This is a genomic window from Pseudomonas sp. 14P_5.3_Bac1, assembly GCF_025466135.1.
In the GTDB taxonomy this organism is placed as follows: domain Bacteria; phylum Pseudomonadota; class Gammaproteobacteria; order Pseudomonadales; family Pseudomonadaceae; genus Aquipseudomonas.
This window is the reverse complement of record NZ_JANLOF010000065.1, coordinates 1-15,933: the sequence shown is the minus strand read 5'-3', so window position 1 is coordinate 15,933 and position 15,933 is coordinate 1. Positions and strand designations below refer to the sequence as shown.

Annotated in this window: 15 protein-coding genes; 2 read left to right on the top strand and 13 right to left on the bottom strand. The window is 60.8% G+C overall.

The window, feature by feature from the left end:
• Positions 1 to 34: 34 nt before the first annotated feature.
• From NTD89_RS17145 to NTD89_RS17095, 11 genes are all read right to left on the bottom strand, one after another.
• Entirely contained in the window at positions 35 to 1,324 is a 1,290-nt protein-coding gene (locus NTD89_RS17145; RefSeq protein ID WP_145160165.1) for an adenylosuccinate synthase, read from the bottom strand.
• A 54-nt stretch (positions 1,325 to 1,378) separates the two neighbouring features.
• Complete coding sequence (locus NTD89_RS17140) at positions 1,379 to 2,566, bottom strand: ATP phosphoribosyltransferase regulatory subunit (protein WP_145160163.1); 1,188 nt, start codon at positions 2,564 to 2,566, stop codon at positions 1,379 to 1,381.
• A 304-nt stretch (positions 2,567 to 2,870) separates the two neighbouring features.
• Positions 2,871 to 3,737 (bottom strand): protease modulator HflC, encoded by an 867-nt coding sequence (gene hflC, locus NTD89_RS17135; protein WP_017138460.1) that lies wholly within the window; start codon positions 3,735 to 3,737, stop codon positions 2,871 to 2,873.
• Positions 3,737 to 4,912, bottom strand: coding sequence for an FtsH protease activity modulator HflK (gene hflK, locus NTD89_RS17130; protein ID WP_106577626.1), 1,176 nt, complete (start codon positions 4,910 to 4,912; stop codon positions 3,737 to 3,739). Before hflK ends, hflC begins: the two co-directional genes overlap by 1 nt.
• 96 nt (positions 4,913 to 5,008) lie before the next feature.
• Complete coding sequence (gene hflX, locus NTD89_RS17125; protein WP_106577625.1) at positions 5,009 to 6,310, bottom strand: ribosome rescue GTPase HflX; 1,302 nt, start codon at positions 6,308 to 6,310, stop codon at positions 5,009 to 5,011.
• A 12-nt stretch (positions 6,311 to 6,322) separates the two neighbouring features.
• Positions 6,323 to 6,583 carry an RNA chaperone Hfq gene (hfq, locus tag NTD89_RS17120; RefSeq protein ID WP_083355553.1) on the bottom strand — a complete coding sequence of 87 codons (261 nt, stop codon included), beginning with the start codon at positions 6,581 to 6,583 and terminating at the stop codon, positions 6,323 to 6,325.
• Positions 6,584 to 6,676: 93 nt separating this feature from the next.
• Entirely contained in the window at positions 6,677 to 7,648 is a 972-nt protein-coding gene (miaA, locus tag NTD89_RS17115; protein ID WP_145160161.1) for a tRNA (adenosine(37)-N6)-dimethylallyltransferase MiaA, read from the bottom strand.
• Entirely contained in the window at positions 7,648 to 9,561 is a 1,914-nt protein-coding gene (gene mutL / locus NTD89_RS17110) for a DNA mismatch repair endonuclease MutL (protein ID WP_262208754.1), read from the bottom strand. The genes miaA and mutL overlap by 1 nt, the downstream gene beginning before the upstream one ends.
• On the bottom strand, positions 9,561 to 10,982 hold the full coding sequence (locus tag NTD89_RS17105) for an N-acetylmuramoyl-L-alanine amidase (protein WP_106577622.1): 1,422 nt from the start codon (positions 10,980 to 10,982) through the stop codon (positions 9,561 to 9,563). The genes mutL and NTD89_RS17105 overlap by 1 nt, the downstream gene beginning before the upstream one ends.
• A 17-nt stretch (positions 10,983 to 10,999) precedes the next feature.
• Complete coding sequence (gene tsaE, locus NTD89_RS17100; protein ID WP_262208753.1) at positions 11,000 to 11,470, bottom strand: tRNA (adenosine(37)-N6)-threonylcarbamoyltransferase complex ATPase subunit type 1 TsaE; 471 nt, start codon at positions 11,468 to 11,470, stop codon at positions 11,000 to 11,002.
• Positions 11,458 to 12,318: an NAD(P)H-hydrate dehydratase gene (locus NTD89_RS17095; RefSeq protein WP_262208752.1), complete on the bottom strand. Its 861-nt coding sequence runs from the start codon at positions 12,316 to 12,318 to the stop codon at positions 11,458 to 11,460. The genes tsaE and NTD89_RS17095 overlap by 13 nt, the downstream gene beginning before the upstream one ends.
• A gap of 63 nt (positions 12,319 to 12,381) precedes the next feature.
• Here NTD89_RS17095 and queG point away from each other — a divergent pair, with 63 nt between their 5' ends.
• Positions 12,382 to 13,446, top strand: coding sequence for a tRNA epoxyqueuosine(34) reductase QueG (gene queG, locus NTD89_RS17090; protein ID WP_262208750.1), 1,065 nt, complete (start codon positions 12,382 to 12,384; stop codon positions 13,444 to 13,446).
• Here the strand turns inward: queG and NTD89_RS17085 are convergent.
• Positions 13,443 to 14,060 (bottom strand): trimeric intracellular cation channel family protein, encoded by a 618-nt coding sequence (locus NTD89_RS17085; RefSeq protein WP_262208776.1) that lies wholly within the window; start codon positions 14,058 to 14,060, stop codon positions 13,443 to 13,445. The two genes, queG and NTD89_RS17085, sit on opposite strands and share 4 nt — an antisense overlap.
• A gap of 181 nt (positions 14,061 to 14,241) precedes the next feature.
• Entirely contained in the window at positions 14,242 to 14,784 is a 543-nt protein-coding gene (gene orn, locus NTD89_RS17080; RefSeq protein ID WP_124416282.1) for an oligoribonuclease, read from the bottom strand.
• A gap of 108 nt (positions 14,785 to 14,892) precedes the next feature.
• Between orn and rsgA the strand changes: the two genes are divergently transcribed.
• Positions 14,893 to 15,924 (top strand): small ribosomal subunit biogenesis GTPase RsgA, encoded by a 1,032-nt coding sequence (gene rsgA / locus NTD89_RS17075; RefSeq protein WP_262208748.1) that lies wholly within the window; start codon positions 14,893 to 14,895, stop codon positions 15,922 to 15,924.
• Positions 15,925 to 15,933: the final 9 nt, after the last annotated feature.

Genomic DNA, 15,933 nt, shown 5'->3' with positions numbered 1-15,933 from the left:
GAAGGAGCCCTTTGCTTTTTACATCAACAGCTTATTAAGCGAACGGGTGACGCAGAACGATGGTCTCGTTGCGGTCCGGGCCCGTCGAAATAATGTCGATTGGTGCACCGATCAGCTCTTCAACGCGCTTGATGTATGCACGGGCGTTAGCTGGCAGCTCTTCCAGGGTTTTGGCACCCACGGTGGACTCGGTCCAGCCCGGCACTTCTTCGTACACAGGCTGCAGGCCCACGTAGCTGTCAGCGTCGGTTGGCGCAACGTCCTTACCGTCTGCATCTTTGTAGCCGACGCAGATGTTGATGGTTTCCAGACCGTCGAGTACGTCCAGCTTGGTCAGGCAGATGCCCGAGATGCTGTTCACATCGATAGCGCGGCGCAGGATAACCGCGTCGAACCAGCCGCAACGACGAGCACGGCCGGTGGTGGCGCCGAACTCATGACCTTGCTTGGCCAGGTGCGCGCCGACTTCGTCGAACAGCTCAGTCGGGAACGGGCCCGAACCTACGCGCGTGGTGTAAGCCTTGGTGATGCCCAGGATGTAGTCCAGGAACATCGGGCCGACACCCGAACCGGTAGCAACGCCGCCAGCGGTGGTGTTGGAGCTGGTCACGTACGGGTAGGTGCCGTGGTCGATGTCGAGCAACGAGCCCTGGGCGCCTTCGAACATGATGTCTTTGCCGGCGCGACGCAGGTCGTGCAGCTCAGCCGTCACGTCGAGCATCAGCGGCTTAAGCAGCTCGGCGTACTCTTTGCACTCGGCCAGGGTCTTTTCGAACTCAATGGCCGGCTCTTTGTAGTAACCAACGAGCATGAAGTTGTGGTAATCCACCAGTTCACGCAGCTTGTCTTCAAAGCGCGGCATGTTGAGCAGGTCGCCCACACGCAGGCCACGACGTGCAACCTTGTCTTCGTAGGCCGGGCCGATGCCGCGACCGGTAGTACCGATCTTCAGCTCGCCACGGGCCTTTTCACGGGCCTGGTCCAGCGCAACGTGGAAGGACAGGATCAGCGGGCAGGACGGGCTGATACGCAGGCGCTCGCGCACCGGTACACCCTTTTCTTCCAGCTTGGTGATCTCGCGCAGCAGGGCGTCAGGTGCAACCACCACGCCGTTGCCGATCAGGCACTGTACGCCTTCGCGCAATACGCCCGACGGGATCAGGTGCAAGACGGTTTTTTCGCCATCGATGACCAGGGTGTGGCCAGCGTTGTGGCCACCTTGGTAGCGCACTACGGCGGCAGCATGTTCGGTCAGCAGATCAACGATCTTGCCTTTGCCCTCATCACCCCATTGGGTGCCCAGGACTACGACATTCTTACCCATAACACTTGTCCTCATTCGCGCAAACTTGGTGCCGGCGATGGCCGGCAGGAAAACTCAAGAAGCCAGTGGCGATACTTGCCAAAGCCCGTTCTGCAGAATCAATTGCCGGTCGCAGTCCGCTTCACGGGCGGCGGCCAATGGCTGCCCAGGCAAAGCCTGGACGACACGCTGACCCTCACTGCGCAACTGGCAAACCTGCTGCCAGAGTGCTGCGTCCGTGCTGTCGGGCATCCAGACGCCACCAGACGGCAGCTCGACCTCAGCACGCCCCAGGGTCACCAGGGTTTTCAAATCGGTGGAAAAGCCGGTTGCCGGACGGGCGCGACCGAAGTCGGCGCCGATATCGTCATAACGACCGCCTTGGGCGATGGCCTGGCCAACACCCGGTACAAACACGGCGAACACCACACCGGTGTGGTAGTGGTAGCCGCGCAATTCGCCCAGGTCAAAATACAGCGGCAGTTGCGGGAAGCGCGCCGACAAACGCTCGGCAATCGCCAGCACGTCATCGAGCGCCGCCAATACGGGCGCCGGCGCATTGGCCAGGCGCTCGCGCGCAGCCACCAGCACTTCACGGCCACCGCACAGATCAACCAGCGCGCGCAGCATGCCGGCGAGGTCAGCAGGTACACCCTCGGTAAGGGCGATCACTTCATCGATAGCCTTGCGTTGCAGGGCATCGAACAACTGCTGCTCCACTTCACCGGACAAACCGGCCGCGCGAGCCAGGCCACGGTAGATACCGACGTGGCCCAGATCCATATGCACATCCGGCACGTCAGCCAGTTGCAGCATGGCCAGCATCAAGCTGATCACTTCAACGTCGCTGCTCGGGCTGGCATCACCGTACAACTCGGCGCCCAATTGAATCGGGCTACGCGAAGACGACAAGGCACGCGGTTGCGCATGCAGCACGCTGCCGGCATAGCAAAGACGGCTGGGACCTTCGCGGCGCAGGGTGTGCGCATCGATACGCGCCACTTGCGGCGTGATGTCGGCGCGAAAGCCCATTTGCCGACCCGATTGCGGGTCGATGACCTTGAAGGTGCGCAGATCCAGGTCCTGGCCCGCGCCGGTCAGCAGGGATTCCAGGTACTCGATATGGGGGGTCACGACAAACTCGTAACCCCAGCTCTGGAACAGATCCAACACCTGGCGACGCGCTACTTCAATGCGCGCAGCTTCTGGTGGCAGTACTTCTTCGATGCCATCTGGCAGCAGCCAGCGGTCTACCGTTGCCATTACGCCATTCCCCTATGATCCGGGCGGCCAGCCCTCGGCCGAGCCCTGAGTGAAGCAGAAAATGCCCGGCCCCTGCATAAACAACGCGCAAGAACGACGTGACGAATGGCCTGCTAGCGGCCTCGTCGGGCACTTTCCTCGAAAAACCTGTGGCGTCTGCAACGCACCACAACAATCAAACATGCAGACGCAAAAAAGCCGGGAATTTCCCGGCTGCCGCATCATACACCCGTTTTCTGAAAGGATCACCCCGCCAGGCATTTTAGCCGCCCGACGGAGTGTGTCCTACAGAATCACCGGCTGGTTACTTGGACTTTTCCAGGTAGCGGAAGAAGTCGCTGCTTGGGTCCAGCACCATGACGTCGGTTTTGTTCGCGAAGCTTTCACGGTAAGCGCGCAGGCTACGGTAGAACGCGTAGAACTCCTGATCCTGACCGTAAGCCTTGGCGTAGATCGCCGCAGCTTGAGCATCGCCATCACCACGGGCCTCTTCAGACTCGCGATAGGCCTCTGCCAGCAGTACACGGCGCTGACGGTCGGCATCCGCACGGATACCTTCGGCCAACTCGTTACCTTTGGCGCGGTGCTCACGGGCTTCACGCTCACGCTCGGTGCTCATACGCTCGAACACGCTGCGGTTCACTTCCTTGGGCAGGTCGATTGCCTTGACCCGGACATCAACAACCTCAATGCCCAGTTCTTTTTCAGCCATGGTGTTCAGCGAACGCGTGATGTCAGCCATCAGCGCATCACGCTCACCGGACACCACCTCGTGCAGGGTGCGTTTACCGAACTGGTCACGCAGGCCCGATTCCAGACGGCGCGACAAACGCTCGTCGGCAATCTGCTTGAGGCCGGATGTCGCGGTGTAGAAACGCTCGGCATCCTTGACGCGCCACTTGGCGTAGGCGTCAACCATCACGGCTTTCTTTTCCAGGGTCAGGAAGCGCTGCGTCGGTGCATCCAAGGTCATCAGGCGGCCGTCGAACTTGCGCACCTGGTTCACGTAGGGGACTTTCACATGCAGGCCCGGCTGGACATCCGCCTGGACCACACGACCGAATTGCAGCAGCACCGCGCGCTCGGTCTGAGACACGATGTAGAAGCAGTTCCAGGCAGCGATGACCACGACGACGCCCACAATCAGGGCGGTCAGCGATTTATTGCTCATCAACGACTCTCCCTGGTACGTGTTTGCTGTTGCAGCAAGTCAGCGGCCGCACGGGCGCTCGCTTCATTGGCAGCAGCGGTCGAACCGGTAGCCGGTGCGCTGGTGCTGCTACGACCACCTTCGATCATCTTGTCCAGCGGCAGGTACAACAGGTTATTCTGCCCACCTTTGCTGCCGGTCACGAGAACCTTGCTGGTGTTACTGAAGACTTCCTGCATGGTGTCCAGGTACAGACGCTCACGCGTGACTTCCGGGGCTTTGCGGTACTCGGCGACCAGCTTGGTGAAGCGATCCGCCTCACCCTTGGCGCGGGAAACCACTTCGTCGCGGTAACCATTGGCATCCTCGAGGATACGCTGGGCCTGACCGCGCGCTTCCGGCACGACGCCGTTTGCATAGGTCTCAGCCTGGTTGCGCGAACGCTGCTCGTCTTCACGGGCGCGGATCACGTCGTCAAAGGCTTCCTGCACTTCGCGCGGTGCAGCTGCGCTCTGTACGTTCACCTGGGTAACGGTGATACCGGTGCGATAAGTGTCGAGGAACCGTTGCAGGCGCTCCTTGATCTCGCTGGCCATCAATTCACGACCTTCGGTCAGCACCTGGTCCATGGCGGTGGAACCGACCACGTGACGCAGTGCACTTTCGGTTGCATGTTGCAGGCTGATTTCTGGCTGATCAACGTTCAGCACGAAGTCCTGCAGGTTGCTGATCTTGTACTGCACGGTCAGCGGCACTTCGACGATGTTCTCGTCTTCGGTCAGCATCTGGCCCTGCTTGGTATAGGCACGCTCACGCGTGACGTTTTCCATGTACTTCTTGTCGATCGGGGGGAAGTAGATATTCAGGCCCGGGCCGACAGTCTCGTAGTACTTGCCGAAGCGCAGCACCACGGCCTGCTCCTGCTCGTCCACGACATAAACCGCGCTGTACAGCCACACGGCTGCGAGCACGACAAGACCCAGGCCCAGCAGGCCATAGCCACCGCCCTTGCTTGTGCGACCGCCGTCGTCACCACCACGTTTTTTCCCACCACCGAACAACCCATTCAGGCTTTCCTGCAGCTTTCGGAAGGCCTCGTCGAGATCCGGTGGCCCCTTGCGGTCACCATTATTGCGGCGCTTACCACCCCAAGGATCCTGATTATTCGAGTTGCCACCCGGCTCATTCCAAGCCATAGCGCTCTCCATCTGATAAAGCAAAGACGCACCCACGGCGCGCCGACCAATGCTACAGAATGCCTGCTACTGCGGCACAACCGCTTTCGGAGGCTTTTATTGCAAAGTGTGTTGTTCGATGAACTCCGTCGGCACCACACCTTCACGGCTGACCAGCCGATTCAGCTCCGAGCGCGGCAATCGAACGGCCAGCAAGCTGACACCTTCTTCGTCGTATTCTTCTTTCTGTACGGCGCCCAGCTCGAAAAACTGTGCACGCAGTCGAGCAAAACGCTGAGGCAAGCGCAAGGTGCCGACAAACAAATCGCTGCCCAGCAACTCGGCAATGGCTTGTTCAAGCAATTCCAAACCACTGCCATCGCGCGCCGACAGCCAGACCCGCTGGGGCTTGCCGTCTTCATCACGCTGAATTTGTGGCTCAACGCCTTCAAGCAAATCGAGTTTGTTATAGACCTCGAGGATCGGCAAGTCCTGTGCACCAATCTCGCCCAGCACCACCATCACCTGCTCGATTTGCAACATGCGATCCGGTTCGGCCGCATCGATCACGTGCAACAGCAGGTCGGAATTGCTCGACTCTTCGAGCGTAGACCGAAACGCCTCGACCAGCTTGTGAGGCAAGTGACGAATGAAACCCACGGTGTCGGCCAGGACAATCGGCCCCAGGTCGTCCAGTTCCAGACGGCGCAAGGTCGGGTCGAGGGTGGCGAACAGTTGGTCGGCCGCGTACACGTCCGATTTCGTCACGTTATTGAACAGGGTGGATTTGCCGGCGTTGGTATAGCCCACCAGGGAAACGGTAGGGATGTCCGCCCGCATGCGGCCGCGACGCGATTGCTCACGCTGGCTGCGCACTTTTTCCAGGCGACCCTTGATCTGACGCAGGCGAACCCGCAGCAGACGGCGGTCGGTTTCCAGCTGGGTTTCACCCGGACCGCGCATGCCGATACCGCCACCCTGACGCTCAAGGTGAGTCCAGCCGCGAACCAGCCGGGTGCTCATGTGGTCAAGCTGGGCCAGTTCGACCTGGAGCTTGCCTTCATGGGTACGGGCGCGTTGGGCGAAAATATCGAGAATCAGACCTGTACGGTCGATCACGCGACACTCGAAAACACGTTCGAGGTTACGTTCCTGACTAGGCGTGAGGGTGTGATTGAAGATCACCAGATCGGCTTCTTCAGCATGGACCAGGTCGCGCAGTTCCTCGACCTTGCCGCTGCCGATCAGGAATTTGGCGGTTGGCCGATGACGCGGTACGTTAAAAAACGCAACGGTCTCGGCGCCGGCCGAATTTGCCAACTCCTGAAACTCCTGCGGATCTTCGCGCGCCTCAGGGTCCTGTCCATCCAAGTGAACGAGGATTACTCGCTCACCACCACCGTGGCGCTCAAAGAACAAAGGAGACTCCTATCAGGCGTTACCTGGCTCAGCGTCACCCTGTTCGGTATCAGTTGCGCTAGGCAGACGGATAGGACGAACGGGAACGACTGTCGAGATAGCGTGCTTGTAAACCATCTGGCTGACGGTATTTTTCAGCAGGATCACGAACTGGTCGAACGACTCGATCGTGCCTTGCAGCTTGATCCCGTTGACCAGGTAGATGGAAACCCCCACTTTCTCTTTACGTAAAGTATTCAAGTAAGGGTCTTGTAGCGAATGCCCTTTTGACATGTGCCGCACTCCTTTAAGGATCAATAATAAAATTCGGAAAATAGATAGCTTATGGCCGTCACACCCCCAAGGATAGACGGCAATTGCAAGGACTCAGCTCAATATGGAGACCGTTCCCAAGTATTTCAAGGCGCGTGACAGATTGTCGCTGTCCAGGCTGTCCAGCCAGTGCAAATCGCTCCAGCTGCGCAACCAGGTGAACTGGCGTTTCGCCAATTGGCGCGTGGCAATGATGCCGCGCTCCTGCATTTCGGCTGACGTCAGCTTGCCATCCAGATGATCCCAGACTTGGCGGTAGCCAACAGCACGTATCGACGGCAACCCAGCATGCAGGTCACCTCGGGAACGCAGTGCTACGACCTCATCCACAAACCCCTGTTCCAACATAATTGTGAATCTTTGTGCAATTCGTTCATGCAGCACCTGACGATTTGCCGGAGCAATGGCCAGATTCGCCACAGTATAGGGTAATACTGCCTGTCCAGACGCGCCTGCGTCAGCACTTTGCGCAGTTTGTTTCAGCCGATGTTCAGTCATTGTCTGGCCGCTGACCCGCCAGACTTCCAGGGCGCGAGTGAGTCGCTGCGGGTCATTGGGATGAATGCGCGCCGCCGACACCGGGTCAACCGCCGCCAATTGGTCGTGCAGGGCTTGCCAGCCAAGGCGTGCAGCCTCTTCCTCGAGTTCGGCGCGAACCTGCGCGTCGGCCGGCGGCATATCCGCCAGACCTTCCTGCAACGCCTTGTAGTAGAGCATCGTGCCGCCCACCAGCAGCGGAATATTGCCCCGCGCGGTGATTTCGGCCATGGCGGCCAAGGCATCGGTGCGAAAATCTGCCGCAGAATAGCTCTCGGCCGGGTCGATAATGTCGATCAGCTTATGCGGATACTCGGCCAGCAGCGCTTTTGAAGGCTTGGCCGTGCCGATGTCCATGTCCCGGTAAACCAGGGCAGAGTCGACACTGATCAGCTCGCACGGCAACACCTTGGTCAGCTCGATGGCCAGGTCAGTCTTGCCGGCAGCCGTGGGGCCCATCAGGAAAATTGCGGGGGGCAAGGCGCTCATCAACGGCCGCGCAAGAACAGTTTGTCCAGATCGTCCAGGCCCATTTGGGTCCAGGTCGGTCGGCCGTGGTTGCATTGTCCGCTGCGCTCGGTGTTTTCCATGTCGCGCAGCAAACCGTTCATTTCTGGCAAGGCCAGCCGGCGGTTGGCGCGGATCGCGCCGTGGCAGGCCATGGTGCCGAGCAGTTCGTTGATGTGTGCCTGGATGCGGTCACTGGTGCCGTATTCCATCAGGTCCGCGAGTACGTCGGCGACCAGACGGTTAGCTTCAGCTTGTTTGAGCAGCGCAGGAATCTGGCGGATCGCCAGGGTTTCCGGGCCCAGGCGCTGCAACTCGAACCCCAGTTTCTGGAACACGCTGTGGTGCTCCTCAGCGCAATCGGCTTCACGCTGGCTGACGGCCAGGGATTCGGGCACCAGCAATGGCTGGCCGCTGAGGCCTTCGCTGGCCATGGCGATCTTCAAGCGCTCGTACATGATCCGCTCATGGGCGGCGTGCATGTCCACCAGCACCAGGCCGTGGGCGTTTTCCGCCAGAATGTAGATGCCCTTGAGTTGCGCCAGCGCATAGCCCAGCGGCGGGATATCACCGCCACCTTCTGGCAACGCGACAGCAGTGGGCTCGGCCCCCGGCAGCGGCGCGAAAAACTCGCGATAGGCCGCCTGGGCTTCTGCCACCGGCACTGCCGACTGCGGACGCGGCGTGTATTGATACTGATAACCCGCGCCCGACCCGGAACCCGGCGCCGTGTAAGCAGGCTGAGGCTGTGGCGATTGCAGCAGGTTGGCGGCCAGGCTCATTTCGCCTTGAGGGCCGAACTCGCCGGCTTCCGGGCCACTCGGGCGCACAACGGCCGTCACGATCGGCGCAGACAACTGATCATCCGGGCGCACATCGCCAAGAGCGCGGTGCAAGGTGCCATAAAGGAAGTCATGCACCATGCGCCCGTCACGGAAGCGCACTTCATGCTTGGTCGGGTGCACGTTGACGTCGACCACCGACGGATCGACTTCAAAAAACAGTACAAACGTAGGATGCCGCCCGTTGAACAGCACGTCGCGGTAGGCCTGGCGCACCGCGTGCGCCACCAGCTTGTCGCGCACCGCGCGGCCATTCACAAAGAAATACTGCAAGTCCGCCTGGCTACGGGAAAAGGTTGGCAAACCCACCCAGCCCCACAGCCGCAAGCCATTGCGCTCGATCTCAATCGGCAGCGCCTGCTCCAGGAAACCCGCGCCACAGATTGCCGACACACGCCGAGCGCGCGCCGCGTCGTCATGGGCTTCGTGCAGGCTGAGGATGGTCTTGCCGTTATGGCGCAAATGAAACGCTACGTCGAAACGCGCCAAGGCCAGGCGCTTGATGACTTCTTGCAGGTGATCGAATTCGGTTTTTTCGGCCTTGAGGAATTTGCGCCGCGCGGGGGTATTGAAGAACAGGTCGCGCACTTCCACCGAAGTGCCCACCGGGTGCGCCGCCGGCTGAACCCTGGGCGCCATGTCGCGGCCTTCGGTTTCCACTTGCCAGGCCTGCTCGGCGCTGCGGGTGCGCGAAGTCAGGGTCAGGCGCGCCACCGAGCTGATAGACGCCAGCGCCTCACCGCGAAAACCCAGGCTCATCACCCGTTCAAGGTCTTCCAGGTCGCGAATCTTGCTGGTGGCGTGACGCGCCAGCGCCAGCGGCAGGTCATCGGAAGAGATGCCGCTGCCGTCGTCGCGCACGCGCAGCAGCTTGACGCCGCCCTGCTCCACATCGACATCAATGCGCTTTGCGCCAGAGTCGATGCTGTTTTCCAGCAGCTCCTTGATCACCGACGCCGGGCGCTCAACCACCTCGCCCGCGGCAATCTGGTTGGCCAGGCGCGGGCTGAGCAGCTCGATGCGCGAACCGCTGTTGAGGACTGATTCACTCATTATTGCGCCGCCAATTCGGTGCCAGGGATGGTCAACACCTGGCCGACTTTCAACTCGTCGGTCTTCAGGTTATTGGCGCTGCGCAAGGTAGCGGCCGACACCTGAAAACGCACGGCCAGCATCGCCAGGGTGTCGCCAGGCTGTACGCGATGGTCACGTGGGCCCTGAGCGATTTTCCCGGAGTCACGCAGCCAGGCAATGTAGGTGCCCGGCGGCGGGTTCTGCTGGAAGAACTGGCGAATGCCGGCGCTGATCGAGCGCGCCAACGCCTGCTGGTGGCTGGCGCTGGCCAGCTTCGAGGCTTCGTTGGAGTTGGAGATAAACCCGGTTTCGACCAGGATCGATGGAATGTCCGGCGACTTCAACACCATGAACCCGGCCTGCTCCACGCGCTGTTTGTGCAGCGAGGTCACGCGACCGATGTTGCTCAGAACCTTCTGGCCAACGTTCAAGCTGGAGGTCAGCGAAGCAGTCATCGACAGGTCGAGCAGTACGCCGGCGAGCATTTTGTCTTTGTCGTCGAGGGACACGTTGCCGGCCCCGCCGATCAAGTCGGAACGGTTTTCGCTGTCCGCCAGCCAGCGCGCGGTCTCGGACGTGGCGCCGCGATCCGACAGGGCAAACACCGAGGCGCCGAAGGCAGCGGCCGATGGCGCGGCGTCGGCGTGGATCGACACGAACAGGTCGGCGCCCTTCTTGCGAGCGATTTCGGTACGGCCACGCAAAGGAATGAAGTAGTCGCCGGTACGGGTCAGCTCGGCGCGATAGCCTTTCATGCCACTGACCTGACGTTGCAGTTCACGGGCGATGGCCAGCACCACGTCTTTTTCATGCTGGCCGCGCGAGCCGGAGGCGCCCGGGTCTTCACCGCCGTGACCGGCGTCGATCACCACAATAATGTCGCGCTTACCCGCAGGCGCGGGCGGCGGCGGTGGCAGCTTGACCTGAGGCTGCGATGGATTGACCGGCACGGCCGGCACAGTCGCCACGCTTGGCGTCGGCGCAGGCGGCGGTGCGGCATCGGCGGCATTGTCGAACAGGTCGACCACCAAGCGGTTGCCATATTGGGCGTTCGGCGCCAGCACAAAGCTTTTCGGGGTCACCGCTTTTTTTAGGTCGATCACCACTCGCAGGTCGGTTGGCGTGCGCTGCGCCGAGCGCATCGAGGTAATCGGCGTGTTGGCGGTAGAGACTTTCAACGGCGCGGCCAGGGTCGCACCGTTAATGTCGATCACCAGGCGATCAGGCGCCGTGAGGGTAAAGACGCTGTGCTGGACCGGGCCAGACAGGTCAAACACCAGTCGCGTGTTATCCGGCGCTCGCCACAGGCGAACACTTTTCACCTGTGAAGCAGCCAGAGCATTGAAAGTCATTGCCGCAAGCAACACCCCTACGACAGCAACCATCGCGCGAAAGCGCATACCTAACCCCACCAATTTTATTTGAATTCCAGTGCCAGAGCGGCGCACCACGACTCACCGCGCGCGCTCTGGGGCAACAACTTCAGCTGACGTCCGTGGTCATGCGGCGTAATGGTAATGGTCAGGTCCGGCTTTGGCAAAAAGCCTGTGCCTTTATCTGGCCACTCGATCAGGCACAAAGCGTCTTCGTCGAAGTAATCACGGATGCCCATGTATTCCAGTTCTTCCGGATCGACCAGACGATACAGGTCGAAATGGAAGGCGCGAACCCTACCGATCTCGTAGGGTTCGACCAGAGTGAACGTCGGGCTTTTTACCGCGCCTGTGTGGCCCAACCCGCGAATAATGCCGCGTGACAGCGTGGTCTTGCCCGCCCCCAGGTCGCCTTCGAGAAAGATCAGCCCCGCGCCGTTCGTGACTTGGGCAATGCGATTTCCGAACGCAACCATGGCGTCTTCATCGCCCAGAAAAAGCGTTACGTCAGACACGGTGACTGCTCCTCCAGCAATTGACGAATGGCAGGTATCAGGTCGCTGGCAGCCAGCCCGCGACCGAAAGTGCCTTGGCGATCCCCCGCCGTGGCGTGCAACCACACCGCCAGGCAGCTGGCTTCATAAGCCGGCATGCCCTGGGCCAGCAACGCGCCGACCAGACCACTCAGCACATCGCCCAGGCCCGCCGTGGCCATCGCCGGGTGGCCCTGATCACAGCGCGAAACACGCCCGTCCGGGCTGGCAATCAAACTGCCAGCACCCTTGAGAATAGCCACTGCATTGAATTTCTGGCTCAACGCGCGCGCCACCTTAAGGCGATCGGCCTGAACCTCGGCTGTCTTCATGCCCATCAAGCGCGCTGCTTCGCCAGGATGTGGCGTGATCACCGAGTTGGCCGGCAGGCTGACGCTGCCGGTAGCCAGTTGATTCAAGGCGTCCGCATCCCAGACTTGCGCCTGTTTGGCGTTGGCGGCGACGGATAACAGGCTTTTGCCCCAGGACGCCTCTGCGAGGCCTGGACCGATGACGATCACCGAAATTTTTTCCAGCAGCCCCATCAACTGATTGGCCGAACTCACGCCAACCGTCATGACTTCCGGCAGGCGCGCCAGTGCGGCGGAGACGTGCTCAGGGCGGGTGGCCAGCGAGACCATGCCCGCGCCGCTGCGCAAGGCGCTTTCGGCGCTCAGCAGCGCGGCGCCGCCAAAGCCGTGGTCGCCGCCGATAACCAGCAGGTGACCGAACTGGCCTTTATGGGCATCCGGGGAGCGTGCAGCCAGTTGCGGCAAATGGCCGTGCAACAGCGGCTGTACGTCGGTTATTGCGTGTTTTGTCTGCGGCATGCGTCTTCAAGCTCCGATGTCTGGCAGAATTATACCTATCTCACCTGCGGTTTCCCTTGTCTCATGCCTGCCATCACCACCGATTTGCCCGCCCTTGCCCAATCGATCAAAGACTGGGGTCGCGAGCTGGGCTTTCAACAAGTCGGCATCAGCGGCCTGGACCTGGCCGAGCATGAACAGCACCTGCAACGTTGGCTCGACGCGGGCTACCACGGCGAGATGGACTACATGGGCGCCCATGGCAGCAAACGCTCGCACCCTGATGAACTGGTGCCGGGCACGCTGCGCGTGGTCTCGCTGCGCATGGATTATCTGCCAGGCGACACCCAAATGGCGCAGTTGCTGGCCAAGCCAGAAAAAGCCTACATATCCCGTTACGCCCTCGGCCGCGACTACCACAAGCTGATCCGCAAGCGCGTGCAGCAACTGGCCGATCGCATTCAGACCCAGATCGGCCCGTTTGGCTTTCGCGCGTTTGTCGACAGCGCGCCGGTGCTGGAAAAAGCCATCGCCGAGCAGGCCGGTCTCGGCTGGATCGGCAAAAACACCCTGGTGCTCAATCGCAAGGCCGGCAGCTATTTCTTCCTCAGCGAGCTGTTTGTCGATTTGCCACTGCCTGTAGATCCGCCTCACGCCACCGAGCACTGCGGCCGCTGCACTGCTTGCCTGGATATTTGCCCCACCAACGCGTTTGTCGGTCCCTATGTACTGGACGCACGACGCTGCATTTCCTACCTCACCATCGAGCTCAAAAGCTCGATTCCTGAAGACCTGCGCCCGCTGATCGGCAATCGCGTGTTCGGTTGCGATGACTGTCAGATCGTTTGCCCGTGGAATCGTTTCGCCCGACCTACCGACGAAGGCGATTTCAAGCCTCGGCACAACCTGGATAACGCCGAGCTGGCCGAATTGTTTATGTGGGACGAGGATAAATTTCTCAGCAGCACCGAAGGTTCGCCACTACGCCGCGCCGGTTATGAACGCTGGCTGCGCAACCTGGCCGTGGGCCTGGGCAATGCGCCGTCGAGCATTCCAGTGCTTGAAGCCTTGAAGGCGCGCCGGGATTACCCATCGGACTTGGTGCGCGAACACGTCGAGTGGGCACTCAACCAGCACGCTACGCGCTAGTGCACGTCGTCGTTGTAGACGAACTTGGGCATTTCCCAGTGAAAACGGATGGCCAGCAGGCGCAACAGAAAGCCGCTGAACAAGGTCAGCAGAATTGCTTGCTCGCTGGGCAACTGCAGATAAAGGCAGAGCATGTAGAACCAGGCGGCAAGGAACGACACGCTGGCGTACAGCTCGCGGCGGAAGATCAGCGGGATGTCGTTGCAGAAAATATCCCGCAGGATGCCGCCGAATACGCCAGTGATCACGCCGCTGACTGACGCCACCAACATGCCGTGGCCCATTTCCAGGGCGGTCATGCAGCCGATCAAGGTGAACGCCACCAGGCCCACGGCGTCCAGCGCCAGGAACAGTGAACGCAGGTGGCGCATCAACGGTGCGATAAAAATCGTCACCAACGCAGCGACGGAGGTCAGCACCAGGTATTCCGGGTGTTTGACCCAGGTCAACGGGTAATGCCCAAGCAACACATCGCGCATCGAACCACCGCCCAATGCCGTGACGCAAGCAATCAGCACCACCCCAAACCAGTCCATGCCACGCCGCCCTGCGGACAGCGCGCCGGTCATGGCTTCGGCGGTGATGGCGATGAGGTAGAGCATCAACAGCATGATGGCGATCCTTGCAATGAGGCGCGCAGTCTAATCATTTGGTGATGGCACCAAAAGGGGGCGCCAGGCGAAAGACCGCGTCAACAGCATCGCAGGCAAGCCAGCTCCCACACTTGAATGTATTCACACATCAAAATGTGGGAGCTGGCTTGCCTGCGATGGCGCCGGGCTAGGCGCCACAGATTCAAGCCTTGATGAAATGCTTACGGTAATGCTGCAGCTCAGCAATCGACTCGCGAATGTCATCCAACGCCAAATGCGTGCTGCCTTTATGGAAGCTGTCTTTGACTTCCGGCGCCCAGCGCGCGGCCAGCTCTTTGAGGGTCGACACATCCAGGTTGCGGTAGTGGAAGTAGCTTTCCAGCGCTTTCATGTGCGTATAAAGGAAGCGGCGGTCCTGGCAGATGCTGTTGCCGCAGATCGGCGACTTGCCCTTGGGCACCCATTTTTCCAGGAAGGCGATGGTTTCAGCTTCGGCGTCGCGCATGCTGATGCGGCTGTCTCGCACCCGCTGGGTCAGGCCGGAGTTGCCGTGGGTGCGCGTGTTCCATTCATCCATGGTGGCAAGGACGGCGTCGCTGTGGTGAATGGCGATCACCGGACCTTCGGCCAAGGTGTTGAGATTGCTGTCGGTGACAATCGTCGCCATCTCGATGATGACGTCGGTGTCGGGGTTCAGACCGGTCATTTCCAGATCGATCCAAATCAGGTTCTGTGGGTTTTGCATGGCTTGATTCTCTTGGCACCTTGGCGTAGCTGCGCAGTTTAGCAGGCAGGGGCGTGCTAGACTCGCGACCGTTTTACCTAACTTTTGCATTATCGACACGGAACACCCATGGCCAAACGCCAGCTCAATCGTCGCCAAAACTGGCGCATCGAAAAGATCCAAGGTGAACGCGCAGCTCGCGCCGCCAAACGTGAATCCTCCGCCGTTGAGGCGCTCGAGGGCGGCGACCTGGGCCCCGAACAGACGGGCCTGGTGATCGCGCACTTTGGTGTGCAGGTCGAAGTCGAGGCGCTGGAAGGCGAACTCGCAGGCTCTGTTTCCCGCTGCCACTTGCGCGCCAACCTGCCTGCGCTGGTGACCGGCGACAAGGTCGTGTGGCGCGCCGGCAACCAGGGGATCGGCGTGATCGTCGCCCAGCTGCCCCGCACCACCGAATTGCGTCGCCCTGACAGCCGCGGCCAGCTCAAGCCGGTGGCCGCCAACGTCGACATGATCGTGATCGTGTTCGCGCCGCTGCCCGAGCCGCATGCCAATCTGATCGACCGTTACCTGGTCGCGGCCGAGCATGCCGGCATTCGCCCGCTGTTGCTGTTGAACAAGTTCGACTTGATCGACGAGCAAAACGCCCCGGCGCTCAACGCGCTGCTGGCGGTCTACCGCACGCTGGGTTACCCGGTGCTGGAAGTCTCGGCGCATCACGGCAATGGCATGGAACAGCTGCAACAGCAGTTGGACGGGCGCATCAGTGTGTTCGTCGGCCAGTCGGGCGTGGGCAAGTCGTCGCTGGTCAACAGCTTGCTGCCAGAAGTCGACACACGCGTGGGCCCGCTGTCGGAACTGTCCGGCCAGGGCACCCACACCACCACCACCGCGCGGTTGTTCCACTTCCCCGGCGGCGGCGAACTGATCGACTCCCCAGGCATCCGTGAATTCGGCCTCGGCCACGTCAGCCGTGCCGATGTGGAAGCGGGTTTCATCGAGTTCAACGACCTGATCGGCACCTGCCGCTTCCGCGACTGCAAACACGACCGCGAACCGGGCTGTGCACTGCTCAAGGCGCTGGAAGATGGTCGCGTTCAGCAACAGCGCATGAACAGCTATCGGTCGATTATTGCGAGCTTGCCCGAGAGCAGTTACTGACCCGTTGTG

Excerpts from the sequence above, each read along its gene's own strand:
- NTD89_RS17145 (WP_145160165.1), bottom strand. The coding sequence starts at position 1,324 with ATGGGTAAGAATGTCGTAGTCCTGGGCACCCAATGGGGTGATGAGGGC.
- NTD89_RS17140 (WP_145160163.1), bottom strand. The coding sequence starts at position 2,566 with ATGGCAACGGTAGACCGCTGGCTGCTGCCAGATGGCATCGAAGAAGTA.
- hflC (WP_017138460.1), bottom strand. The coding sequence starts at position 3,737 with ATGAGCAATAAATCGCTGACCGCCCTGATTGTGGGCGTCGTCGTGGTC.
- hflK (WP_106577626.1), bottom strand. The coding sequence starts at position 4,912 with ATGGCTTGGAATGAGCCGGGTGGCAACTCGAATAATCAGGATCCTTGG.
- hfq (WP_083355553.1), bottom strand. The coding sequence starts at position 6,583 with ATGTCAAAAGGGCATTCGCTACAAGACCCTTACTTGAATACTTTACGT.
- miaA (WP_145160161.1), bottom strand. The coding sequence starts at position 7,648 with ATGAGCGCCTTGCCCCCCGCAATTTTCCTGATGGGCCCCACGGCTGCC.
- mutL (WP_262208754.1), bottom strand. The coding sequence starts at position 9,561 with ATGAGTGAATCAGTCCTCAACAGCGGTTCGCGCATCGAGCTGCTCAGC.
- NTD89_RS17105 (WP_106577622.1), bottom strand. The coding sequence starts at position 10,982 with ATGCGCTTTCGCGCGATGGTTGCTGTCGTAGGGGTGTTGCTTGCGGCA.
- NTD89_RS17095 (WP_262208752.1), bottom strand. The coding sequence starts at position 12,318 with ATGCCGCAGACAAAACACGCAATAACCGACGTACAGCCGCTGTTGCAC.
- queG (WP_262208750.1), top strand. The coding sequence starts at position 12,382 with ATGCCTGCCATCACCACCGATTTGCCCGCCCTTGCCCAATCGATCAAA.
- orn (WP_124416282.1), bottom strand. The coding sequence starts at position 14,784 with ATGCAAAACCCACAGAACCTGATTTGGATCGATCTGGAAATGACCGGT.
- rsgA (WP_262208748.1), top strand. The coding sequence starts at position 14,893 with ATGGCCAAACGCCAGCTCAATCGTCGCCAAAACTGGCGCATCGAAAAG.